Source organism: Halorubrum tibetense (assembly GCF_042661865.1).
GTDB lineage: Archaea > Halobacteriota > Halobacteria > Halobacteriales > Haloferacaceae > Halorubrum > Halorubrum tibetense.
On sequence record NZ_JBHSWW010000034.1, the window covers coordinates 1 to 16,601 of the forward strand.

At 66.3% G+C, this 16,601-nt stretch carries 13 protein-coding genes, 1 tRNA gene and 1 pseudogene; 6 read left to right on the plus strand and 9 right to left on the minus strand.

The window, feature by feature from the left end; all coding sequences use genetic code 11:
- From ACFQEU_RS04230 to ACFQEU_RS04240, 3 genes are all read left to right on the plus strand, one after another.
- Nucleotides 1-970: succinylglutamate desuccinylase/aspartoacylase family protein (locus ACFQEU_RS04230; RefSeq protein WP_379779589.1), on the plus strand; the 970-nt coding region annotated here is incomplete at its 5' end.
- A 46-nt stretch (nt 971-1,016) separates the two neighbouring features.
- A tRNA-Pro gene (locus ACFQEU_RS04235) sits at nt 1,017-1,087 on the plus strand.
- Between the two features lie 226 nt (nt 1,088-1,313).
- The gene (locus ACFQEU_RS04240; protein ID WP_379779591.1) at nt 1,314-1,868 is read left to right on the plus strand and encodes an HIT family protein; all 555 of its coding nucleotides are present in this window, start codon (nt 1,314-1,316) and stop codon (nt 1,866-1,868) included.
- A gap of 20 nt (nt 1,869-1,888) precedes the next feature.
- Here the strand turns inward: ACFQEU_RS04240 and ACFQEU_RS04245 are convergent, their stop codons facing one another.
- Nucleotides 1,889-3,211 carry a phosphoribosylamine--glycine ligase gene (locus tag ACFQEU_RS04245; protein ID WP_379779593.1) on the minus strand — a complete coding sequence of 441 codons (1,323 nt, stop codon included), beginning with the start codon at nt 3,209-3,211 and terminating at the stop codon, nt 1,889-1,891.
- Nucleotides 3,212-3,497: 286 nt separating this feature from the next.
- On the opposite strand from ACFQEU_RS04245, the gene katG reads away from it, so the two are divergent.
- Nucleotides 3,498-5,636, plus strand: a complete 2,139-nt coding sequence (gene katG / locus ACFQEU_RS04250) for a catalase/peroxidase HPI (protein WP_379779613.1) — start codon at nt 3,498-3,500, stop codon at nt 5,634-5,636.
- 63 nt (nt 5,637-5,699) lie between these two features.
- Here the strand turns inward: katG and ACFQEU_RS04255 are convergent, their stop codons facing one another.
- A complete protein-coding gene (locus ACFQEU_RS04255) occupies nt 5,700-7,667 on the minus strand; it encodes a 3-hydroxyacyl-CoA dehydrogenase/enoyl-CoA hydratase family protein (RefSeq protein WP_379779595.1) in 1,968 nt (655 codons plus the stop codon).
- A 115-nt stretch (nt 7,668-7,782) separates the two neighbouring features.
- Between ACFQEU_RS04255 and ACFQEU_RS04260 the strand changes: the two genes are divergently transcribed.
- Nucleotides 7,783-8,379 carry a DNA-3-methyladenine glycosylase family protein gene (locus ACFQEU_RS04260; RefSeq protein WP_379779597.1) on the plus strand — a complete coding sequence of 199 codons (597 nt, stop codon included), beginning with the start codon at nt 7,783-7,785 and terminating at the stop codon, nt 8,377-8,379.
- Nucleotides 8,380-8,441: 62 nt separating this feature from the next.
- On the opposite strand, the gene ACFQEU_RS04265 is transcribed toward ACFQEU_RS04260, so the two are convergent.
- From ACFQEU_RS04265 to ACFQEU_RS04295, 7 genes are all read right to left on the minus strand, one after another.
- Nucleotides 8,442-9,791 carry a putative ATP-dependent zinc protease gene (locus tag ACFQEU_RS04265; protein ID WP_379779599.1) on the minus strand — a complete coding sequence of 450 codons (1,350 nt, stop codon included), beginning with the start codon at nt 9,789-9,791 and terminating at the stop codon, nt 8,442-8,444.
- A gap of 134 nt (nt 9,792-9,925) precedes the next feature.
- Complete coding sequence (locus ACFQEU_RS04270; RefSeq protein ID WP_379779601.1) at nt 9,926-10,126, minus strand: hypothetical protein; 201 nt, start codon at nt 10,124-10,126, stop codon at nt 9,926-9,928.
- 97 nt (nt 10,127-10,223) lie between these two features.
- On the minus strand, nt 10,224-10,541 hold the full coding sequence (locus ACFQEU_RS04275) for a BolA family protein (RefSeq protein WP_379779603.1): 318 nt from the start codon (nt 10,539-10,541) through the stop codon (nt 10,224-10,226).
- Nucleotides 10,542-10,613: 72 nt separating this feature from the next.
- Complete coding sequence (locus ACFQEU_RS04280) at nt 10,614-13,064, minus strand: amino acid permease (protein ID WP_379779605.1); 2,451 nt, start codon at nt 13,062-13,064, stop codon at nt 10,614-10,616.
- A 320-nt stretch (nt 13,065-13,384) separates the two neighbouring features.
- On the minus strand, nt 13,385-14,023 hold the full coding sequence (gene deoC / locus ACFQEU_RS04285; RefSeq protein WP_379779607.1) for a deoxyribose-phosphate aldolase: 639 nt from the start codon (nt 14,021-14,023) through the stop codon (nt 13,385-13,387).
- Between the two features lie 59 nt (nt 14,024-14,082).
- The gene (locus ACFQEU_RS04290; protein WP_379779609.1) at nt 14,083-15,006 is read right to left on the minus strand and encodes a DMT family transporter; all 924 of its coding nucleotides are present in this window, start codon (nt 15,004-15,006) and stop codon (nt 14,083-14,085) included.
- A 116-nt stretch (nt 15,007-15,122) separates the two neighbouring features.
- Nucleotides 15,123-15,947: an ArsR family transcriptional regulator gene (locus ACFQEU_RS04295; protein WP_379779611.1), complete on the minus strand. Its 825-nt coding sequence runs from the start codon at nt 15,945-15,947 to the stop codon at nt 15,123-15,125.
- 110 nt (nt 15,948-16,057) lie between these two features.
- Here ACFQEU_RS04295 and ACFQEU_RS04300 point away from each other — a divergent pair.
- Nucleotides 16,058-16,601 (plus strand): annotated as a pseudogene (locus ACFQEU_RS04300) (2,3-bisphosphoglycerate-independent phosphoglycerate mutase); the annotation flags it as partial.

Here is a 16,601-nt window from a genome sequence, read left to right on the forward strand (position 1 = left end):
CGACCTCGCCGGATGCGTCGTCGCGGTTCCGGTGGTCTCGCCGGCCGGCGTCCGCCGGAACGCGCGACACACCTACTACGGCGACGAGGACCCGAACCGCCACTTCCCGGACGCGGACCACGAGTCCGCCCGCCCGCCGGCGCTCCAGGAGCGGATCGACACGCGGCTGTACGAGGCGATCGTCGGCGGGAACGGGGTGGGTGACGGCGACCGAAACGCCGGCGATCGGAGCGGTGACGGCAGGAGCGGTGACGACCGGAACGTCGATGACCGTGTTTCCGCCGATGCGCTGATCGACTGTCACACTGCGGGCGTCGCGAGCGAACCGTTCGCGATCCGCGACCGTGTGCTGTACGGCGACCGCCGGACGGAGCGAGAAGCCGAACAGCTCGCTGGGAGACTCGAAGCGATCGTCGACGCGTTCGGCTTCCCGACGCTCACCGAGTACCCGGCGGCCGAATACGTCGAGGAAACCCTCCAGCGGTCACTCGCGGGGGCGGTGCTTAACGAGGCGGGGATCCCAGCGTTCACCGCGGAGCTCGGCGCACACAGCGTCGTCGACGACCGGCTCGCGGCGGGTGGGGTCGCCGGCACGATGGGGGTCGTGGTCGAGCTCGGACTGCTGGACGAGGCGTCGATCCCCGAGCGAGTCGGCGTCCCGGGAGATCACGTCGATCCAGCCCCGGTCGAGTTCCCGGTACGGCGGTATCGAGGCCCGGTGACCGACGCCGCGGGGTTGGTTCGGCACCGCGTCGAGGCCGGGGAGTCGTTCGAGGCGGGCGACGTCCTCGCGTCGGTCGTCGCCGCGAACGGCGCTTCGAAGGAACCCATCCGTGCCGAGCACGACGGCTACGTCATCGCGCGGGCCGAGGGGCTGGCCGTCTACGAGGGTGACCCGATAACGAGCCTCGCGATCCGCGACGACGGCGAGCTCGTTGTCCCCCGCGAGCGCGGAGACGAGGGCGAGTGAAACGAAGTCCTTAATTACTGGACGGTCGTTTTCCGGATTGCAAGCCGGGACCGTGGGGTAGTGGTATCCTATGCGGATGGGGTCCGTATGACCTGAGTTCGACTCTCAGCGGTCCCATCAAAATCTTTACTGGTTTCCATAAACAAGAGTCATAGCCACCTCTACCCGCAGAAAACCGGATTCGGGGGGTGCGCTATGAACCGTCTCCGTGGTGATCCCGAAAGGTGTGGGTGCTACCGATGTAACCCGACTCGTATTCCGGCCATATCGGCCGCCGAGGGTCACGACGACATTCGGTCGCCGGACCGACAGGGTTGAAGCGTCCCCGGGCCGACGCCGACGTATGGAGCAGATCTACGCCCCGTGGCGGATCGACTGGGTCGAGCGCGACGAGGACCCGGTCGACGGCTGTCCGTTCTGTGTCCTGCCGGAACGCGAGGACGCCCGAGACGCCCTCGTCGTCGCGCGCAGCGACCACAACGTGGTCCTGTTGAACAACTCGCCGTACAATCCCGGCCACACGATGGTGATCCCGGAGGCGCACGTCGACGACTGGGCGAGCCTCGACGACGAGACGATGCTGGACCACGGACGACTGAAAGCCGCGACGCTGGCGGCGGCTCGCCGCGGGATCGATCCGGAAGGGTTCAACACCGGGCTCAATCTCGGCGGGGCGGCCGCCGGTGGCTCGGTCGACCACCTCCACACGCACGTCGTCCCGCGGTGGACCGGCGACACGAACTTCATGCCCGTGGTCGGCGACACGAAGGTCATCGTCGAGGCGGTCGATCGGACGTACGAACACCTCCACGAAGCGTTCGCGGCGGGTGAACACGTCATCGACGATGGCGACCTCGACGCCGGCGACCCGGTTCGGCTCTCCTTCGCGGAGGAGTGACTCGCCCGCCGGTGGCGACGCTACTCTCCACCGCCCGGCCCGAGATACCCCCACGCTTGGAGTCGGTCGCCGTCGCCGTCGATCCAGCGTTCACCGATATCGTCGCGGTAGTACATGTTCGGCATCACGATGTCGTCGATCCGGTCGTACGCCTGTTCGCGTGCGGCCCCCATCGTCTCGCCTTTTCCGGTGGCGACGATCGGCATCCCGTTGTCGCCGGCCACGCGCCACTGGCCGTCTACCTTCTTCGCGTCCTCGATGTGGATCCCCTCACGGCTCTCGGTCTCGAACACTACCGCGGCGTTCCGCGAGTTCTCGTCGTACGTCTTCTCGTCGTCGAACGGGAACGGCGGCAGGACGATCCGGACGGCGATCTGGTACCCGTTGTGAACATCGACAGCCGGGGTGTTGCCGTGGGCGAGGTCATAAAAGAACTCGCCGGTAGACGACTCGATCGATTCCTCCTGTAACGCGATCGTCGGGTAGCCGAACCGCGGCGTGAACTCCAGCGGATAAATGCCGCTCTCGTTCACGATACAGTTGATGTCGATACTCCCCACGTACCCTTCATCGGCGAGCCAGGCTTCGATCTTTCCGAACGTCTCTTCGAATAATTTGTTTTGACCCGCCCAGAACATCGACGTTCCCATCTCACCGGTGGAGGGGCCGATGTTTCCGGGGAACAACTTCTTGTGCTCGAAATTAAAATTGACTTGATCAATGAACTCGTTTCCGTTGAAAAAGCCGCAGATAGCGACTTCAACACCTTCGACTTTCCGCTGGAGCTGGAATCCTTTCATCCGGTGGCCCCACGCCTTCTTGTAGGCCCGCAAGACGTCAACGACGTCGCTGCCATCGCCTTCATTACCGACGTAAAGGAGCCGTTTGACGTTCTGGACCTCGCCGAGTGGTTTGATAACGTACGGAGCGGGATTCTCCTGGACGTGCTGGATCCCCTCGTCGAAGTCGTGGAAGATGTGATGTTCGATCGTGTTGACACCGTGTTCTTCGAGGACCTCCATCGCGTAGCCGCGATCCTCTTCGAGACGATCGGTGTTCGGCGTTCCACCGACGACGGCGTTCCCTTCATCACGGAGCTTCCGGGCGATCGCCCCCGTGCCGATATCGGAGCCTACCCAGATGTCGTCGAAGACGACGACATCGGCCCAGTCCACTTCCGCGCGCCAGTCGTCCGTCTTCTGGACGAACCCGTCGCCGATCTCCTTGTCGGTCTCTGCTTCGATGTAATACTTCACCTCGTGGCCCTCCCGGTGGATCTGCCAGGCGAGGTCGGTGATCAGCGCGGCATCGGCGGAGATGAACAGGAAGCGCTTGGCGTTCATGGGCGAGTATCCAGTGGGAGCAACTTGAGTGTGCTCGTCAGGTCGAGCCGGTGACGAACTCGCGCGGCCGCGATGGCGAACCTCGCGCGGTTACGATAGACCACCACACGACCCAGGACATCGGTGTACGACCGACGATCGCTTCGGCACACGTAATGAAATAGCCTCAGTTTTTGAATATTGAAATATATCTTTGTTCTATACAAACACAGGTTACTATTGCTGGATTCTCACCCGGGATTGAACACTTTTTTATTTGAGGTGGAAGAATTATTCGGTGAACCAGATGTCTCAGCAAACCGATCACGATTGGTTCCCCAACGAACTGGATCTGGAGATCCTCGATCAAAACGCTCAACACCTCGGACCGTACGACGAGGACTTCGACTACGCCGAGGCGTTCGAATCGCTGGATCTCGACGAGGTGAAAGCGGATCTCGAGGAACTCATGACGACCTCGCAGGACTGGTGGCCGGCGGACTACGGCCACTACGGGCCGCTACTCATCCGGATGGCGTGGCACAGCGCCGGGACGTACCGCACTACCGACGGTCGTGGCGGCGCATCCGGCGGTACCCAACGGTTCTCGCCCGTCGAGAGCTGGCCGGACAACGCGAACCTCGACAAGGCTCGCCGACTGCTGTGGCCGGTCAAACAGAAGTACGGACGCAAGCTCTCCTGGGCCGACCTACTGGTCCTCTCCGGTAACGTCGCGATGGAGTCGATGGGCTTCGAGACCTTCGGCTTCGCCGGCGGGCGTGAGGACGCGTTCCGAGCCGACAAGGGCGTCGACTGGGGGCCGGAAGAGGAGATGATGGAGGACAAACGCCACGACGACGAGGGGAACCTCCAGGGCGACCTCGCCGCGGACCACATGGGGCTGATCTACGTGAACCCGGAGGGGCCGGGCGGTCGTCCCGATCCGAAGGAGTCCGCGAAGTACATCCGGCAATCGTTCGACCGGATGGCCATGAACGACGAGGAGACCGTCGCCCTCTGTGCCGGCGGCCACACGTTCGGAAAGGTGCATGGGGCCGACTCCGACGAGAACCTCGGAGCGCCGCCCGCGGAGGCACCGATCGAACAGCAGGGGCTCGGCTGGGAGAACGAGCACGGTGACGGCAAGGGGGCCGACACGATCACGAGCGGCATCGAGGGACCATGGACACAGTCCCCGATCGAGTGGGATATGGACTACGTCGATAACCTGCTCAAGTACGAGTGGGAGCCCCACGAGGGGCCGGGCGGTGCGTGGCAGTGGCGCCCCAAAGACGGCGCTCTCAAGGGTGCAGCGGAACACGCACACGAGGAAGACGGAAGCGCGACGCCGATGATGCTAACGACCGACGTCGCGCTCAAGCGGGACCCGGAGTACAGGGAGATCCTCGAGCGGTTCCAGGAGAACCCGATGGAGTTCGGGATAACCTTCGCGAAGGCGTGGTACAAGCTGATCCACCGGGACATGGGCCCGCCGGAGCGGTTCCTCGGTCCCGAAGTTCCAGACGAGACGATGATCTGGCAGGACCCGATCCCCGACGCGGACTACGACCGCATCGGCGATACGGAGATAGCTGAGCTCAAAACGCGGGTTCTCGACTCGGATCTCTCGAAGCGACAGCTCGTCAAGACCGCGTGGGCCTCGGCGTCGACGTACCGCGACAGCGACAAGCGAGGTGGCGCCAACGGTGCTCGGATCCGGCTCCGCCCACAGCGTGACTGGGAGGCGAACGAGCCCGATCAACTGGCGGCGGTCCTCGATACCTTGCGGGAGATCAAAGCGGAGTTCAACGACTCGCGGTCGGACGACGTCCGCGTCTCGCTCGCCGACCTGATCGTGTTGGGCGGCAACGCGGCGGTCGAAGCGGCGGCCGCCGATGCCGGCTACGACGTCACGGTTCCGTTCGAACCGGGGCGCACCGACGCCTCTCAGGAGTGGACCGACGTCGAGTCCTTCGAGGCGCTAAAACCGAAAGCCGACGGGTTCCGTAACTATCGTTCCGACGAGGCCGAACGCCAGCCGGAGGAGCTGTTGGTCGACAAGTCCGATCTGCTGAACCTGACCGCCCACGAGATGACCGCACTCGTCGGCGGTATGCGCGCGCTCGGTGCGAACTACCGGGACTCCGATCTCGGTGTCTTCACCGACGACCCCGGAACGCTGAGCAACGACTTCTTCGTGAACCTGCTCAGTATGGAGTACGAGTGGGAACCGGCCGACGACGGGGACACGTACGAGCTGATCGACCGCGAGACCGGGCAGGTCGAGTGGGAAGCCACTAGAGTCGATCTCGTGTTCGGGTCGAACGCCCGCCTCCGCGCCATCGCCGAGGTGTACGGCGCCGACAGCGCCGAGGAGACGTTCGTCGAGGACTTCGTCGACGCTTGGAGCAAGGTCATGCAGCTCGACCGGTTCGACCTCGAATAGGTCGCCCGCTCCGAGTCATTCGAACGCGGGTCGGCTGACGGAGATGACGACCCCGAAATCGCGTTACTTCCCCTTGAAGTCGGGTTCGCCGTCACCCATGAACGCCGTCATCCCCTCCATGAGGTCCTCGGTGTTCATCAGGTGGCCGAACGCCTGCGCTTCGACTTCCAAGCCGGCCTCGTCGTCGGTCCGGCCGGCGTGCATCGCGCGTTTCGTGTACCGCTGGGCGATCGGCGGGCCCGCGGCGAGCTCCTCGGCGAGCTCCCACGCGCGGTCGTCGAGCTCGTCGTTCGCGACCACTTCGTTGAGGAAACCGTACTCCGCGAGCGTCTCGGCCTCGTAGCGGTCGGCAGTGAAGATGATCTCCTTCGCACGCCCCTCCCCGACGATCCGGGCGAGCCGCTGGGTCCCACCCCATCCCGGCAGCAGTCCGAGGTCGTGTTCAGGCTGACCGAGTTCGGAGCGCTCGGAGGCGACCCGGAGGTCTGCCGCCGTTGCGAGCTCCATGCCGCCGCCGAGACAGTAGCCGTCGATCCCGGCGATTACGGGCTTGTCGGACGCCTCGAGCTTCCCGAACGTCCGCTGGCCCGTCCGGGAGATCTCGACCGCCTCGATCGGGTCACCGCCGCCGGCAGCCATACTCTGGACGTCGGCCCCGGCGGAGAACGCGCGGTCGCCCGCGCCCGTAAGCAGGATCGACCGTACATCGTCGTCCTCGTCGAATACATCGATCGCGGCGGACAGCTCTTCGAGCAGTTCGCCGCTTATCGTGTTCATCCGGTGTGGGCGGTCGATCTCGATATGGCCGACCGCGCCCTCGACGCTCACGACCAGCGTGTCGAACTCGTGGTCCTCGCCCTCGTCGTCGCCGCCGTGGAACCCGCCGGCCGCGGCCGCATCGCGGAGCCCCTCGGTCGCCTCGTAGCGCGCCTCCCCGGTCTCGGCTTTGAGGTCGTCGAGCGTGTCACACAGCGCCTCCAATCCCTCCGCGTCGGCGAGCTTCGCGGGACCGTCCGGGAACCCCGCCCCGAGCGTGACGGCGCGGTCGATCGCCGTCGCGTCCGCCACGTCGTTCTCGATCAGCCCACCGACCTCGTTGGCCATCACCGCAAGCAGGCGGCGGCGAACGTCGGCGTCCGCCGCGTCCGTGGGGACGTTCGCGCCCCCGTTCTCGTAGTCGTAAAAGCCGGAGCCGGTCTTCTTGCCGAGCTCCTCGGCGTCGACTTTCTCGGCGAGCAGCGGGCAGGGCCGATACGCGTCGCCGAGCACCTCGTGCATGTACTCGAGGACGTGATAGCCGACGTCGATCCCGACCTGATCGGCGAGCTCGAACGAACCCATCGGGAGGCCCATGTCGTATTTGGTCGTGGAGTCGACGGTCTCGATCGTCGCGTCGCCGGACTCGACGATCCACGCGGCCTCGTTCATCAGCGGAACGAGGATCCGGTTGACGATGAACCCCGGGCTGTCCTTGCGGACGCGAACCGGCGTCTTCCCCATCTCCTCGGCGAGCCCCTCGATCAGGTCCATCGTTTCGTCGGACGTGTGAGCGCCGGAGATGACCTCGACGAGCTGCATTCGTACGGGCGGGTTGAAAAAGTGCATCCCGCAGAACCGCTCGGGCCGGTTCGTCACCTCCGAGAGCTCCGTGATCGACAGACTGGACGTGTTCGTCGCGAAGACGGTCCGCTCCGGAGCGTGCTCCTCGAGGTCGCCGTACACGTCCTTCTTGATCGCCATCTGCTCCGGCACCGCCTCGATGACGACGTCGGCGTCCGACACGGCGGTTTCGAGGTCGACGATGGGGTCGACCCGGTCGAGCGCCGCATCGGCTTCCTCGGCCGAGATCCGCTCTTTCTCCGCGAGCTTGTCGAGTGACCACTCGATCTGCTCGTAGCCGTTCTGCACGAACTCCTCCTTGATGTCGCGCATAACTACGTCGTAACCGGCGAGCGCGGCCACCTCGGCGATACCGTGTCCCATGTTCCCGGCCCCGAGCACCGTCACTCGTTGTACGTCGTCGACTTGCATGATCGACCGGTCGGAACCATCCCGGTTGAACGTTTCCATTTCCCAAACGAACAACTCGCTGTGAGTTTATAAATCGTCGAAACCGCCATGTCGGTACGAGCCCGATCAGAACTCGATGGACGACGAGGTCGCCGCGACGCTTCGCCGGGATCCGGTGATGGACCGACTGATAGAACGGTTCGGTCGGCTCACGGTCGAGCCCGCCGAGAACCCGTTCCGGCGGCTCTGCGTGTCGATCCTGAATCAGCAGCTCTCGACCGCGTCGGCCGCGGCGATCCGCGAACGCGCCTTCGACGTGATCGGCGACGCGGTGACGCCGGCGCGCGTGCTCGCCGCCGACCCCGATCGGCTCGCTGAGGCCGGCGTCAGCCGGACCAAGATCGAGTACCTCCGGTCGGTCGCCGAGGCGTTCGAGACGGGAGAACCGGCACTCACTCAAGAGGCCCTCGCCGACCGCGACGACGAGGCGGTGGTGGAAGCGCTGACCCGGATCCACGGCGTCGGCGAGTGGACGGCCCGGATGTACCTGATCTTCGCGCTCGGTCGTGAGGACGTGCTCCCGCTCGGGGATCTCGCCGTTAGAAAGGGGATCGAGGCGCTGTACGCCGACGGCGACGATCTGAGTCGGGCGGAGATGCGGGAGATCGCCGAGGCGTGGCGGCCGTACCGGAGCTACGGCACGCGATACGTGTGGGCGGCGTACGAGTCGTGAGCGTGAGGCGTGTGCGTTGGTATCGGCAACGGATGGCCGCGGAAGGATCGGGCGCGGCCGCGTTACTCCTCTAAGATCTCCCCGGCCTCGTCGCGTTCGGCCTCCTCGACGTCTGCGCGTTTCCGGACGTCGACGCGGTAGTCGGTGAGGATGTCACGACCAAGAAGCAGGGGGTACTCCATGTGGCCGCGGTCCTCGACGCTGGCGGTGACGGTGTGTTGGTTCCCGCCGATCCCGATCACCAGATCGACGACCGGGCGGGCCTTCCCGCCCTTCACGCTGCCGGATTTCACGCGGGTCATGCTCTTGATCGGGCCGGCCCCGATCTCCGCCGCCAGGCTGGTGTCGATGCTCGTCCGGGTTGCCCCCGTGTCGGACTTCGCGAGCGACTGGGTCGACCCCGAGGTGCCCGTTACGACGACCTCCTCGATGTACCCGATGACGGGCTGTTCCGTCGGGCTCGGTTTCGGTGCCGGCGCACAGGAGGGCCGGGAGTCGTCAAGCGTCGCCGCGAGCCGCTCGACGTCGTCGTCGTCGACCTCCCCATCGACCGACTCGATCGCGAGCTTGGCGATATGCGGTGCGGGGCTCGTGCCGGTCGCCTCGTACAGCCCTTTGAACCCGGCGGTCGGGTTCACTTCGAGCACGTACCAGCCGTCGTACCCCTCGACGAGGTCGACGCCGGCGTAATCGAGCCCCATCACGTCGGCCGCGTACAGCGCGGTCTCCGCGGCCTCTTCGGGCATGTCGTCGGTGGCGTCCTCGACCGCCCCGCCGAGTGCGACGTTGGTCCGCCAGTCCCCCTCCGGTGCGTACCGGTACATCGAGCCGACGATCTCGTCGCCGACGATGTACACCCGGAGGTCGCGGTGCTTCTCGTCGTCGCGGTCGATGAGCTGCTGGAGGAACGCCTGCCGGTTGCCGACCTTCGGGTTGACGCGCTCGGTGAGATCGACCTTCCACGTGCCGCCGCCGTGGGTGCCGATCGCGGTCTTGTACACGCCGACGTCGCCGAAGCGCTCGCGCCCCTCGTTGAGCCGGTCGTTCGACAGCGCGAGCAGGGCGTCCGGAACACGGATGTTCCAGTCCGCGAGCGTCGCGGCGGTCGCGAACTTGTGGATCGACGCGAGCACGGCGTCCGGCTCGTTCAGCATCGGTCGGATCCGTTCGAACGTCGCCGCCAGCCCGAGCAGCTCCGCGGGCTGGTCGGTGTTCGACAGCAGGAGCCGGTTGGCGATCACGTCGACGGGCGGTTCGATCTCGACGACGCCGTCCTCAACGCTTATCGCGGCGTTCTCCTCGCGAAGCCAGACGGGTTCGTGACCCAGGTCCTCGACCGCGTTACAGATCGCCTTCGTCTCCTTGCTGTTGTGTAACGATAGTACTCCCACACGGACGGCGTCCTCAGACATAGACGAGAGTGCGACCGCCGAGATGAAAACTCACCCGATCGATACCGTTTCACGGCCGGGCGAACCCTTCCCCCTCCCGAGGGCGGCAGTACACGGTTCGATACGTGGACGACCGCGGCCGCTGCCGCCGTTGATCACTCCCGGTTCGTGGCCCACGCGCCGAGGACGACGAGCCCGCCGTTCACCACGAGGAAGCCGACAACGACGAGCGCGAACGCCGAGTCGAGCCGACTCGCCCTGACGTACACGCCGACCAGAAACGAACCGACGACGAGCGCGACGACTACCCAAGAGGCGTGTCGGAGTCGGGCGAGCGTCGACGGGGAAGGCGGCATATGTCGGAGGTGGCGGTTGCGGGGTCGGATCGGTTGCGGTTCGAGATGGTCGCGGGATCAGGGCCGTCCCGGCGTCGGCCGGCGAGCGCGCAGGGCCCTACTCCGCGGGGAGCAGCCCCGCCTCGCGGAGCTCGTCGTCGAGGGTTCCGTCGCCGTGTTCGGTGTACTCGGCCGGCGTGTACGTCTTGATCTCCAGGGCGTGGACGGATCGGGTCATGTGGTCGCCGACCGCGTCGTACACACGCTGGTGTTGGTCGACGAGCGATTCCCCGTCGAAGGCGGGAGACACCGCCACGACCGCGAAGTGAGCGTCCTCGTCCTCGTCGTTGTGGATCCGTGGGGCGGTCACCCGCGCGACCGCGTCGGGGATCCCCGCTTCGATCAGCTCCTCGACGGCGTCCGTGTCGATGGTCATGGTTCGGATCCGACGCGGACGGACAAAAACCGACCGACGTGTTCCGTGCGTGTGCGGAGGGCCAAGAACCGATCAGCCGGTCGTTGCGGGGGCGTCGTCGTCCGAGCTACCGCCCGACCACTCGTCTTCAGGGCCGTCACCGCTCTCATCGGCGTCGGCCGCGGTGACCGGGTCGTCCTCACGGTTGGCGGCCGATCCGCGGCCGAAGATCCGCTCCCACAGCGACCGGGTGTCGGGACGCTCACACAGCAGCACCGACGAGTCGACCTCGTTGACGATGTCGTAGACGAGCGACCCGCTGAACAGCCGCGAGAGGAGTCCGCGCTCGGTCGCGCCGACGATCACCATGCTCGACTCGCGGGAGTGCCGGCCGATCGCGTCCTCGACGTCGCCCTCGGTGTCGACCGTGAGCGTCGCGTCGCCGAGGTCGTGCTCCTGTGCCCACTTGCCGAGGAACTCGGTGCCCGCGGCGCGGTTCTCCGGCCCGTCGACGACGTAGAGGAGCTCGACCTCCGATCCGCGACCGTCGCGAAGCGTCCGGGCGACCTCCGCGGAGAGGTCGGAGTCCGATCCCCCGGCCGTCGGCACGAGGAGGTGTTCGGGGTCGAACCCGCGGTCCTTCAACACGAGGAAGTCACACGGGAGCTCCCGCGTGAGCTCGTCGAGGCCCCGCGACACCGTCCCGGACGACCAGAACGGCTGGTTCGCCCATCCCATCACGACGAGGTCCGCATTTCCGGTTTCGGCGGAATGGAAGATCTCCTCGAAGGATTGGTGGGAGATCACGGTCCGCGTCTCGACGTCGACGCCGAACGTCTCGGCGCTTTCGCGAGCGGAATCGAGGAGCCGTTCGGACTCCGCGTCGATCCGCTCGACGTGCTCTGCGCCCGCGTACAGCGGCGTCTGGTCCGGAACGGTGACGACGTGGACCGCCTCGACGACCCCGTCGTTCGCCTTCGCCATGATCGAGGCGAGCTCGATCAGCTCGCTCTCGGTCCGGGGGTTCGCGAGCGGCACCATCACGCGGTAGTCCGTCTTTTCGGGTTGCACGGACTCCGCGGCCGAGACCGCGGACTCCGGCATCTCCTCGGCCCGATCGAGGATGTACTGGCCGAGGTACCCCTGGTGGGTCGTCTCCCGCCGTGCGTACAAGAAGTACCAGAGCACCGCGCCGACGACGAACGCCGCCGACAGGCCGATCTCGATCGGACTCATAAAGCCGATCAGCGCGAGCGAAAGCACCATCCCGACTATCGGGGTTATCGGGTACAGCGGGACGGTGAAATCGGGATCGTACTGCGGGACGTCCGCCTCCCGGAACACGATCAGCGCGGCGTTCATCAGGGCGTACACGATGAGGTGGAGGACCGACGCCGCCTGCGCGAGGATACTGAGGTCCTGTCCGAGCAGGATGATGAACACGACGATCATCCCACCGGTGAGGAATATCGACCGGTACGGCGTCGAGAAGCGCGGGTGTATCTCGTTGAGCCAGTTGGTGACGATCTTGTCACGGCCCATCGCGAAGTTGATCCGAGCCGACGAGAGGATCGATGCGTTCGCGGACGAGGCGGTCGCGAGCAGCGCGCCGAGCGTCATCACCGTCGCCGCCGCGGCCGCGAAGCCGGTCACACCGAACAGCTGGTCCGGAAAGGCGATCTCCGCCGCCTGGGCGACGGGCGCGTCGGTGTCGAGGACGTCCCACGGAACGATACCGAGCATGATCGTCACGAGGATCCCGTAGATGACGGTCACGATGGCGACCGAGCCGATGATCGCGATCGGGAGGTTTCGCCCGGGGTTCTCGAGCTCCTCGGCGACCGTCGCGATCTTCGCGTATCCCAGGAAGGAGACGAACACGAGCGCCGTCGCGGGGAGGATAGCGCCGTACCCACGCTCGGTCGGTGCCCACCCGTCGGCGGTGAGCGTCCCGTAATCGAACGAGAACCACCCGGCGATCGCGAACACGCCGAGGATGACGAGCAGCAGCGTGACGATGACCGTCTGGATCCCACCCGTCTCCTTGGCACCGATGTAGTTGACGCCGATGAAGACGGTCCCGGCGAACAGCGCACCCATCTGGATCTGGGTGACGGTGAACAGGCCGAGATCGAACGACGGGATGAGCGCGAACGTTCCGATGACGGGGAGCGCGAACGTCGTCTCACCGAGCAGCGTCACGAGGTACTGGCCGAACCCGATCGAATAGAACGCGGACGCAAACGCCAGTCCGAGCCAGTCGCCGAGCCCGGCGATCGAGCCGAACATCGGCCCCAACGCGCGGTTGACGTAGTAGTACCCCCCGCCCGCCTTCGGCATCGCGGTCCCGAGCTCGGAGACCGACAGCGCGTTCACCATCGCGACGCCCCCGCCGATCAGGAACGAGGCGACGACGACCGGACCGGCGTCGTTCGCGGCCACGCCCGGAAGGACGAAGATCCCCGCCCCGATCATGGTCCCGATCCCGATCGTCATCGCCGAGACCAGTCCGAGGCTCTTGGCGAGCTCCTCGTCGTCGCTCACGCCGAGACCAGTCCGAGGCTCTTGGCGAGCTCCTCGTCGTCGCTCACGCCGAGCCACCTCCCTGGTCGTCGGAGCCGCCCTCGGTTGACATGGGTGTCCGTCTCCGCGGATATTATTTAACCTCACCGACCCGCGGGCCTCATCTCACGCATATTCGAGATCAGTCCCGCATAAAGAACAGATAGAACTGATCGTATGCTTTATTCTTTCTCACCGGTGCGTCAGTACGAGCGATCGGATCGTTAATACGGCGGGCACGAGGCGGAGGCGACGACGCTCCGTTCGCCATCGCTCCGTTCGCCGTCAGTCCGGCGTCACCGTCACTCCGGCGCGCCCTCGACGATGGCGACGCCCGAGGACGTGCCGATCCGCTCGGCGCCCGCCTCGAACATCGCCATCGCGTCCTCGTACGAGCCGACGCCGCCGGACGCCTTCACTGGAAGGTACTCGCTCATCAGCTCGACATCCGCGACGGTCGCGCCGCCGTCGGCGAACCCGGTCGACGTCTTCACCATGTCGGCGTCGGCGTCGACGGCCGCTTCACAGGCCCGGTGTTTCTCCTCGTCCGTCAACAGCGCCGTCTCGATGATCACTTTCACCGGGATCGGTACCGCGGCGACGACCTCGCTGATCTCGGCCGCGACGGCGTCGACCTCGCCCGCTTTCAGCCGGCCGATGTTGATCACGACGTCGAGCTCGTCGGCCCCGGCGTCCCACGCGTCAACCGCCTCCTCGCGTTTCGCGACCGCGGACGACTGGCCGTGCGGGAACCCGATCACCGTCGCGGTCGTATCCGGGGTGTCTGAGAGATCGGCCGCCTCGGTGAGATAACACGGCGGGATACAGGCGTTCATCCCGTGTTCCGAGGCTTCCTCCAGTACGGTCTCGACGTCGCTCCACGTGGTCGTCGGGCCGAGTACGGTGTGGTCGATGCGACCGGCGACCGCTTCGCGGTTCATACCCGGGAGTTACGACGCGGCGACAAATGTCTGCTGGGTCGGGACGGGGTTTCGGACGCTCACCCGGACAGCCACCCGCTCCGGCGGATCTCCTCGCTGATCGCCCCCCGCTTGACGAGCGCGAAGCCGACACAGATCAGGAAGAACCCGACGACGGTGGGGAGCGTGATCCCCTCGTTCAACACGAGCCATCCCGACACCGCCGCGAACAGCGGCGCGACGTACGAGACGAGGTTGATCTCGATCGGCCCGAGTCGGTCGAGGAGCTCGAAGTAGATCAGGAAGCCGATCCCGCTGGCGACGACCGCGAGGTAGCCGAGTGCGAGAAGCGCTTCCGTCGTCCAGACGATCTCGGCCGCAGACTCGCCGAGCCCGAACGCGACCAAGTGGGTGATCGCCGCGCCGAGCAGCATCGACCACGCCTCCATGGTCTCGATCTCCATGTCCGAGTCGAGCACGCGCGTGAGGACGGAGCCGAGCGCGAACGCGGCGGCCGCGAGGAACACGAGGAACTTCGCGCCCGTTCCGTCACCCGTCAGGTTGGACGGGTCGGGCGCGGCAAGCACGACCGCCCCGAGGAGGCCAACGAGCAGCCCGACGACGCCGAGGACGGTCAGCCGCTCGGAGGGGAGGAACGCCCGCGCAAACACGGCGGTCAACACCGGCGAGAGGCTCACGATGACCGCGGCGATGGCGCTCGTCACCGCCGGGTCGCTCTCGCCGACGAAGAGGAACGCGTGGTAGGCCGCGATGATGAGAACCGCCCCGACGACGACGACCGTCCACTGGTCGCGTCCACGGGGTACGGGGTCGTCCGCCGCGTAAAACGCGTACGCCAGCATCACCACGCCCGCGATATCGAACCGGAGGGCCGCGAACAACACCGGCGGGAAGTACGCCAGGCCGGCGTTGATGGCCATGAACGCCGAGCCCCAGATGGCGGCGAGCGCGAGGAACGCGGCGACGGTACGGTAGCGGCTCACGACTCATCTGGACGCGGGACGGGACAAAAGGTTCCGGAAGCGGCGGGGATCGCCGGACGGTCGCCGTTTCCGGACGATCGATGGCCGCTCGTCACCGAACGGCGGATGCGGCCGTCTCACCGGATCCGATACGTCTCACCCGTCCGGGTGACGACGCCGACGTCGGAGAGGCGTCGGAGCGCGTCGGTGACTGCCTCCTCGCGAGCGCCGACCTCCTCGGCGACCGACTCCACGGTGCCGTCGGTTTCCGTGAGCGCCGCGAGGACGGCGGCGTAGAACCGGCTGTCCGCCTCGGTGCCGAGCCGTTCGTCGATCTCGGCGAGTGCGTCCTCGACGCGACCGTGAATCCACCGCTGGGCCAGCGACAGCTCACGGTCGATCTCCTGAAGCCGACCGTACTCGGCCGCTATCTCGGCGATCTCGCTCGACGCTTCCGTCCCCTCCACACCGGAGCCGTTCCGGCCGTCCCCAGCGTCGCGGTCAGTAGTCGGATCGAGGACGTCCGCGCCTGCCGTGTCGGCGCTCTCGGCGTCCGAACCCGCCGCGTCGGCGCTCTCGGCGTCCGAACCCGCCGCGTCGGCACCGGTGTCCGACCCGTTGTCGATGCCGTCGATCTCGATCGTGAGGTGCGGACACCGTCCGGACATATCGAGGGTGCTTCGCGCCGGGTACGCGCTCTTCGCGCCGAACCCGTACGGGGAGACGCTCACCTCCAGTCGGAGGCTTCGGGTGATCCGGAAGTACTTCCGCCGTTGGTCGTCCGTCGTCGACTCTATCAGCCCGGCCTCCTCCAGCTTCCGGAGGTGGTCGATGACGGCTTTCGGGCTCACTCCGATGTACTCCGATATCTCCGTGACGTAGCAGGGTTTCTGCGCGAGAAGCCGGAGAATACGTCGCCGGTTCTCGTTCCCGAGGAGATCGAGCAGTACCGCGGAGTCCATTAACGTGTGGTTAGTGTCCAGCAGATAAAAGCCTGACTTCACGCGATCGGCCGAACGGAAGTCACGACACGGAGCGAAGGGTAATTACCCCGCGGCAGGGAGATACCGGTATGCGGACTGCACTCGTTATTCTCGACGGTTGGGGGCTCGGCCCCGACTCGCCGTACCGGACGGGCGATCTCGCGGACGAGTCGGGGATCCCGACCGATGGCGGGCGCGACGCGGTCGCGGCGGCCGACACCCCGACGTTCGACGACGCTGTCGAGCGCGGCGCGTACGGGTCGCTCGTCGTTCACGGTCGGCGCGTCGGCCTCCCTGACGGCCAGATGGGGAACTCGGAGGTCGGCCACCTGAACATCGGCGCTGGCCGAGTCGTCAAACAGGCGTACACCCGGATCACGGACTCGCTCGCGGCGGGGACGTTCGCCGACAACGACGCCCTTGCGTCGGCGTTCGATCACGTCCGTGACACCGGCGGGCGCGTCCACTTCATGGGACTCGTTTCCGACGGCGGAGTCCATTCGCACGTCTCCCACCTGGAGGCGCTCATCGACGCCGCGGCCGCGGCTGGCGTCCCCGCGACGACCCACGCGTTCACGGACGGGCGCGACACGGACCCGGAGATCGCCGACGAGTTCCTCTCGGCGGTCGAGT

Bases quoted from the DNA above. Each gene is read 5' to 3' on its own strand.
- deoC (WP_379779607.1), bottom strand. From the start codon at position 14,023: ATGAACCGCGAAGCGGTCGCCGGTCGCATCGACCACACCGTACTCGGC.
- ACFQEU_RS04270 (WP_379779601.1), bottom strand. From the start codon at position 10,126: ATGCCGCCTTCCCCGTCGACGCTCGCCCGACTCCGACACGCCTCTTGG.
- ACFQEU_RS04255 (WP_379779595.1), bottom strand. From the start codon at position 7,667: ATGCAAGTCGACGACGTACAACGAGTGACGGTGCTCGGGGCCGGGAAC.
- ACFQEU_RS04260 (WP_379779597.1), top strand. From the start codon at position 7,783: ATGGACGACGAGGTCGCCGCGACGCTTCGCCGGGATCCGGTGATGGAC.
- katG (WP_379779613.1), top strand. From the start codon at position 3,498: ATGTCTCAGCAAACCGATCACGATTGGTTCCCCAACGAACTGGATCTG.
- ACFQEU_RS04265 (WP_379779599.1), bottom strand. From the start codon at position 9,791: ATGTCTGAGGACGCCGTCCGTGTGGGAGTACTATCGTTACACAACAGC.
- ACFQEU_RS04245 (WP_379779593.1), bottom strand. From the start codon at position 3,211: ATGAACGCCAAGCGCTTCCTGTTCATCTCCGCCGATGCCGCGCTGATC.
- ACFQEU_RS04275 (WP_379779603.1), bottom strand. From the start codon at position 10,541: ATGACCATCGACACGGACGCCGTCGAGGAGCTGATCGAAGCGGGGATC.
- ACFQEU_RS04295 (WP_379779611.1), bottom strand. From the start codon at position 15,947: ATGGACTCCGCGGTACTGCTCGATCTCCTCGGGAACGAGAACCGGCGA.
- ACFQEU_RS04240 (WP_379779591.1), top strand. From the start codon at position 1,314: ATGGAGCAGATCTACGCCCCGTGGCGGATCGACTGGGTCGAGCGCGAC.